This is a genomic window from Methylocaldum sp. (assembly GCF_039794385.1).
Classification (GTDB): Bacteria; Pseudomonadota; Gammaproteobacteria; order Methylococcales; family Methylococcaceae; genus Methylocaldum.
In genome coordinates, this window is sequence record NZ_JBDIVO010000280.1 from 1 (window position 1) to 5,976 (window position 5,976).

Below are 5,976 nucleotides of genomic sequence, written 5' to 3' on the forward strand. Positions count from 1 at the left end.
CTACAAGAATGAATTCCTACTGAAAGCGATTTGGAATTACTGTGCCCTAGACAGTTGTACCTGACGATCGGAGTGCAACAGCCTCGACGGCATTCCGGAAGTCAACGAAAGCGGCGTCCCAGGTACGGGGCGTATTCCGCAGCAGCCGTGAGCGGTAACGGCGTCGCAAGTCGCGGTCCGACAGCAGTCGCTCCAGGCCATTCCGAAAAGCCTCGCGGTCCGCGAGGGGTACAACGAAGCCGGTCTCTCCGTGCCGCACGATGCGCGATGCTTCGCCGACCTCCGTGGTCACGATGGGCAGGCCAACGGCCGCCGCTTCCGCCAAAGCCATGCCGTACGCTTCGAATCGGCTGGCGAAGGCGAAAACATCCATTCCGCCGAGAAACCGCGCCAGTTCCGGCGTATCCAGAACGCCGTGAAGGAAAATCCGGGTTTGCAGTCCGAGATCCGCGATGCGTGAGCGGAAGCGCCCGGCATAGTTCGGGTCGATTCGGTCGTAGCCCGCAACGTGCCAAGCCCAGTCGCAATATCTGAGTCCGGCCAGGATTTCGAGCAGTTCAGTCAGCCCTTTTGCGGGAAGCAGGTTGGCGACGGTCGCGATTTGAACCGGCTGGTCCGTTGACCGCTTGCCCGATGCTTGTCTCGCGGCAAGAAACGCGGCATCGACTCCGGGTTCGCATAGGAAAGCCGGCTTACCGGGGTAGCGCCGTTCGAGGAGGCATCGAATCGATAATCCGGTCGCGATGAAGAACCGGACGCGCTCCGCCGCCCGCTCGAACCGATCTTCCTCTTCTTTCCGCCGGTCCGCGTCGAGCAGCGGGTTCAGAAAGGGGACATAATGCACCAAGAGCCCGTGCACTGCTTCATCCCCGGCTAGAGCGTTTTTCATCCCGGTGTACGGCTTCGTGTCGGGCGGGAAGAACGTAGGTCGGCAATCCCTTCCCAATCGCAAACGGCCGTCCTGGGAGCGCCAGGACGCCCCTTCCGACGAAGTCCTTTGCCGAGCCGATAAGTCGGCAAGGGATTGCCGACCTACCTGTCGGGCGCTCTGACACCGAATCGGAAATTGCTCTAGCGGATAATTCGACAAGTCTTCCAGAAGCAGGCTGTCCCATAGAATAATCGCGTTGCGCGGCAAATAGGGAATCGCGCCGTCCGGCGGGACTTCCGCGGCTTCGAGCGGAAAGCTTGTTTCTCGCGCCTGGCGGATGATTTGGCGGTTGAAGACATTGCCGCCGGAAGGGCAGGCATCGAGCGGCGGATGAATGAACACGAGTCTCATCGTATCAACCGAAATAACCAGAATGAGTCATAAGCTATCTCTTGAATCCCGATTGGTCGAATGGAGCGAACGCCATGCGATGCTGATGGGGCTCGCGATCGGAGGTCTGTGGTTTAAGTCCCCGCCGGAGTTTCTCGCAGCGATGGCCGCTGCATCTTTTCTTGCCCTGATCCATCAGTTCCGGCGGGAATGGACGCCTTCCGGGGCGTTCGGGGCGGCTAACGCGATTACCTTGATCCGTTTGATGGCAACGCTCTTTCTGCTGCTTTTTCCGCTATCGAACGGCTGGTTTCTAGCGTCCTTCGCCCTGACCATTTTATACGCCGACCACTGGGACGGCTGGCTGGCGAGACGCCGCGGCCTGACCTCGGCCTTCGGCGATTGCTTCGACAAGGAAGTGGATGCGTTCTTTTTTCTAACTCTATGCCTGCTTCTTTATAACCGCGGCCATGTCGGCATTTGGATTCTGTTTCCCGGCTTGTTGCGCTATCTGTTCGTGCTGTTCGTCAAACTGGCGGGGCCGCCCCGGCGCGTCGCGGCGGGCAACTGGTTCACCCGCTCCGTCTCGGTGATCGCCATCGTCGTATTCGTTCTGTGCCTGCTGCCGGTCGAGCTCCACTGTACGGGTTTCGCCGTGGCGGCGACGTTCGCGCTATGCGCCTCGTTTCTGTACTCCCTGTTTCAGCTCTATCGGCCGCAACGCCCGGGATGATGCCATGAGTCTTCGCACTACGCCGATAAAAGGCTTGGACGACGTTCGGGCGTTTTTCGACCGTCTGGCGCCGGTTTACCGCGATTGCCACGGCAAGGCGGAAAAGCTTTTGCGCTACCGGCTCGGCATCATAGATCGCCTGCTGGAACGCGCCGGTCACGGTTCACTGGTCGAAATCGGCTGCGGCACCGGGATGCATCTTTTTCCCCTGGCCGCCCGATTCGAGCGCGTGCACGGCACCGATCTTTCGCCCAGCATGATCGAGCAGGCAGAGCATCTTCGTCTTGGACACCCGCATGGCGAGCGCATCCGTCTGAGCGTGGCGCCCGCCGAAAGCTTGAGCTCGGTGGGCGATGCCGAAGCGGATGCGGTGCTGTGCGTCGGCGCCTTGGAGCACATGCTCGATCAGCGGCAGGCGCTACGCGAGGCTTGCCGCGTTCTAAAGCCGGGCGGCGTCTTCGTCTGTCTCACGCCGAACGCGGAATATGTCTGGTACACCCGAATTGCGCCTTGGCTGAGGCTCAGCACCAAGCATCTGAGCACGGACCGTTTTCTCGGGAAGAAAAAATTGACCGATTTATTGGAAACCGCCGGATTCGAGGTCGAGCGCATCGGCTCCTGGACCTTCATCCCGCGCGGCGACATGCCGCCCTATCTTGCCCGGATTCTGACGCTGCTGGACGGCGTCGGACGTCTGTTGCGCGTCCCGTCCTTTCGCGGCGGACTCTATTGCCGTGCGGCAAGACGCGGCTGATCCGTATCCTTCGGGTTATCATTACGCCCGCTTCCCGGCCGGCGCGCCAACCGAACGTGCCGGACATCCGAACCGATTTTCCGTTTTTGACTGACAACTATAAAAGACCGATGTCGTACTATCTCGAACCGAACAAAGATTACCGCAACGATAGCCTGCGCCACGGCGCCGAGTTTTCCGAGGAAGACATTCGCGTAGACACCGCGAAGCATTACGACGACTGTTATTGGGATTACCGGACCGCGTGGTTCGACAACGAGAATCTAGCCTTGCATTACGGTTATTGGGACGAGAATACCAAGACCCACAGCCAGGCCTTGCTGAACAAGAATCGCATACTCGCCGAAATCGCCGGCATCAAGCCGGAAGACCATGTCCTGGATGCGGGCTGCGGCATCGGCGGCAGCTCGATCTGGCTGGCGAAGCATATCGGCTGCCGCGCCACCGGCGTCACGGTCAGTGCCCGGCAGGTCGAGCACGCCAAGCGGAACGCCGAGCGCCACGGGGTGTCCGATAAAGTTGATTTTCAGCAGGCGGATTTCTGCAAGACGCCGTTCCCGGACGAATCCTTCGACGTGGTTTGGGCGGTCGAAAGCAGTTGCTATGCGACCGACAAGCGGGATTTCTTCCGGGAAGCCTACCGCCTGCTGCGCAAGGGCGGCACGCTGATCGCCTGCGACGGCTATGCCACGCGCCGGGAATTCAACGAAGAGGAATGGCAGGCGGTCATGGATTGCCTGAACGGGTGGGCCGTGCCGAACCTCGCCAGCGTCGAGGAGTTCCAGGCCGGCATGGAGGAATGCGGCTTCCGCGACGTCCACATCACCGAGGCCACGGCCGAAACCATGCCCTCGTCCCGCAGAATGTACCTGACTGCCCTGTGGACCTATCCGATGCAGTTGACCATGCAATGGCTGGGACTCCGCAGCAAGGCACAGACCGCGAATTTCAAGGTCGCGCTCGCCCAGTACAAGGTGTTCCGCGACAAGATGGTCCGCTATTGCATTTTCCGGGCAAAAAAGTGATTGGTAGGGCGGGTTAGGTGCGCCCCCACGACCCTCTCGTAGCTCAATGAGTCTGGCGTGCACCGTAACCCGCCGAAGCGAACGCCAAGGCACCGCGCGTTTCGGCGGGTTACGGCGCACGCTTAGCGCAGCGATCAACGGCCGCACCGTACCGATGTGCGCCTAACCCGCCCTACGAAGTCGTAGGTCGACAATCCCTTGCCGACAAATGGGTCAAGTCCTTGGCCGGTTTCGAAACACCGGCAAGCGCACCCGCGCTTCGAGGCCGCCTTGCGGGCGGTTGTGGAGGCTCAGCGTTCCGCCCTGGGCGCCGAGCAGGTTGGCGGCGATCGGCAGACCCAGGCCGGTGCCGCCGGTTTCCCGCGAGCGCGAGGTTTCCAGGCGGAAAAACGGCTGCATCACTTCGCCCAAATACTCTTCCGGGATGCCGGGGCCGGAGTCCCGCACCCTTATCAGCCAGTGGTCGCCGGAGCGCTCCAGACTCACATCGGCTTCCCCACCGTATTTCACCGCGTTGTCGATCAGGTTGAGAAAACTGCGTCGCAGGGCTTCCGGCCGGCCCGAGATCAGCGCGCCGTCCGGTCCTTCGAAACGGGCCTTGCCGCCGGCATCGACGGTATCGTCGCAGAGGCTTTGCAGCAGGGCTCCGAGATCGATCGTTTGCTGCGGCGGCCCCGAGTCCAGGCTGCGCGCCAGGTCCAGCCCCTCGTCGACCAGCGCCTGCATGGCCGCCACGTCCTCCGCCAGCCGGGCGCGAAGCGGCTCGTCCCGGCACTGCTCCAGCCGCAGGCGCAATCGGGTGAGCGGCGTCTTCAAGTCGTGGGTGATAGCGGCGAGGATGCGGGTTCGCTCTTCGATATGGGAGCGCAAGCGTTCCCGCATCCGGTTGAAGGTCCGGGCGGCTTGCCTGACTTCGACAGGTCCCGATTCGTCCATGGAGGAATGTTCCGGATCGCGGCCGAACGACTCGGCGGCTTGAACCAGGCGCCGCAAGGGTTGTAGGACCAGGCGGACGGCGAACCAGGCCACGATCGCCAAAAAACCCGCCAAAATCGAAAGGCTCGTGACGAATCCCTCGGCCCTCGGTTGTCGTGGCGGCGGGAGTTCGCGGCGCGCTTCGATCAGAACCCGTTGTCCGTCGGCAAACCGGACCCGTGCACCGACGGTCCGGGACGGCTGGCAATCGGCCGGTTGGTCCCGGCAGTCAGAGTTTCGGGTTCGCCATGCTGCTTCCACCGCAATCGATGGTCCGGCTGCTTCGCTGAGAGCGGCGGTGAATGAAGGGTCATCCGGGTGCTCCAATCGCAAACGGGCATCCAGGGAGTGCCTGGATGCCCCTTCCCCGGATGACCGGTTGCGATTGAACGGCAGAGGTGGCGTCGGCTCCGCCGTTCCGTCCGCAGGTTCGATGCGCCATTGCCCGGACGGCAAGGCCTGGACTGCGGCGAGGCGCTGTTCCGGCGGCAGGGAAGCGAGCAGATGGAGGATATCGGCGATGCGATCGGCCGCGCTTTGTTCCCGAAAGCTGTGCACGATGTGGCTGCGCTCCCGCAATGCCAGGCTCACGGTAACGAAGACCGCCATCAGCACCCCGGCGAGCAGCAGAAGAAACAGCCGGACGGCAAGCGAGCGGGGCGGAAAGGAGACGCTCATGGACACCTCGAAAAACCGTCGCGAGCGCCCCGAGTGCAAGGCGTCCGGAGCACAGGAACCGGAGTGTACGCGGAGTACATGAGGATTCCGAGCACCGCGCAACGCAGCAATCGGGACGCGCAGTAGGTTTTTCGAGGTGTCCTCATGATTCCTGCTCCACCACGGCGGCTAGAACATAGCCCTCGTTCCGCTGTGTTTTGATCAGGTTTGGCGCCCGTGCGTTATCACCCAGCTTCTGGCGCAGCCGGCTGACCCGGAGGTCGATGGAGCGATCGAAGGGATCAGCCTCTCGGCCGCGGATCAGATCCATGAGCTGATCGCGGGTGAGCACCCGGTTGGGATGGGTGAGAAATACCTCCAGCAAGCGGTATTCGGCTCCGGATAGCGCGACTACCACGCCCTGGGGAGAGGTGAGTTGGCGCGTCTGCCCATCCAGGGTCCAGCCGGCGAATCGCCAGCGATGCGCCGAGTCCGAAACACCCCTGTTCGGCAGCGAACGGGCGCGGCGCAGGATATTGCGGATGCGGGCCAGGAGTTCGCGCGGTTCGAA

General features: G+C 62.2%; 6 protein-coding genes. 3 read left to right on the top strand and 3 right to left on the bottom strand.

The window, feature by feature from the left end; translation table 11 throughout:
* Window positions 1–46: 46 nt before the first annotated feature.
* Window positions 47–1,282, bottom strand: coding sequence for a glycosyltransferase family 4 protein (locus tag ABJK70_RS18595; protein WP_347258736.1), 1,236 nt, complete (start codon window positions 1,280–1,282; stop codon window positions 47–49).
* Window positions 1,283–1,304: 22 nt separating this feature from the next.
* Between ABJK70_RS18595 and ABJK70_RS18600 the strand changes: the two genes are divergently transcribed.
* The 3 genes from ABJK70_RS18600 (at window position 1,305) to ABJK70_RS18610 (ending at window position 3,773) form a co-directional block, all read left to right on the top strand.
* A complete protein-coding gene (locus tag ABJK70_RS18600) occupies window positions 1,305–1,994 on the top strand; it encodes a CDP-alcohol phosphatidyltransferase family protein (RefSeq protein WP_347258737.1) in 690 nt (229 codons plus the stop codon).
* Between the two features lie 4 nt (window positions 1,995–1,998).
* A complete protein-coding gene (locus ABJK70_RS18605) occupies window positions 1,999–2,748 on the top strand; it encodes a class I SAM-dependent methyltransferase (RefSeq protein ID WP_086133449.1) in 750 nt (249 codons plus the stop codon).
* A 110-nt stretch (window positions 2,749–2,858) separates the two neighbouring features.
* Window positions 2,859–3,773 (top strand): methyltransferase domain-containing protein, encoded by a 915-nt coding sequence (locus ABJK70_RS18610; protein WP_077730900.1) that lies wholly within the window; start codon window positions 2,859–2,861, stop codon window positions 3,771–3,773.
* A 213-nt stretch (window positions 3,774–3,986) separates the two neighbouring features.
* Here ABJK70_RS18610 and ABJK70_RS18615 read toward each other — a convergent pair whose 3' ends face one another.
* Together ABJK70_RS18615 and ABJK70_RS18620 are read right to left on the bottom strand one after the other, a co-directional pair.
* A complete protein-coding gene (locus ABJK70_RS18615) occupies window positions 3,987–5,426 on the bottom strand; it encodes an ATP-binding protein (RefSeq protein ID WP_347258738.1) in 1,440 nt (479 codons plus the stop codon).
* A gap of 142 nt (window positions 5,427–5,568) precedes the next feature.
* Window positions 5,569–5,976 (bottom strand): response regulator transcription factor (locus ABJK70_RS18620; protein WP_347258739.1); only part of this gene is annotated, 408 nt, incomplete at its 5' end.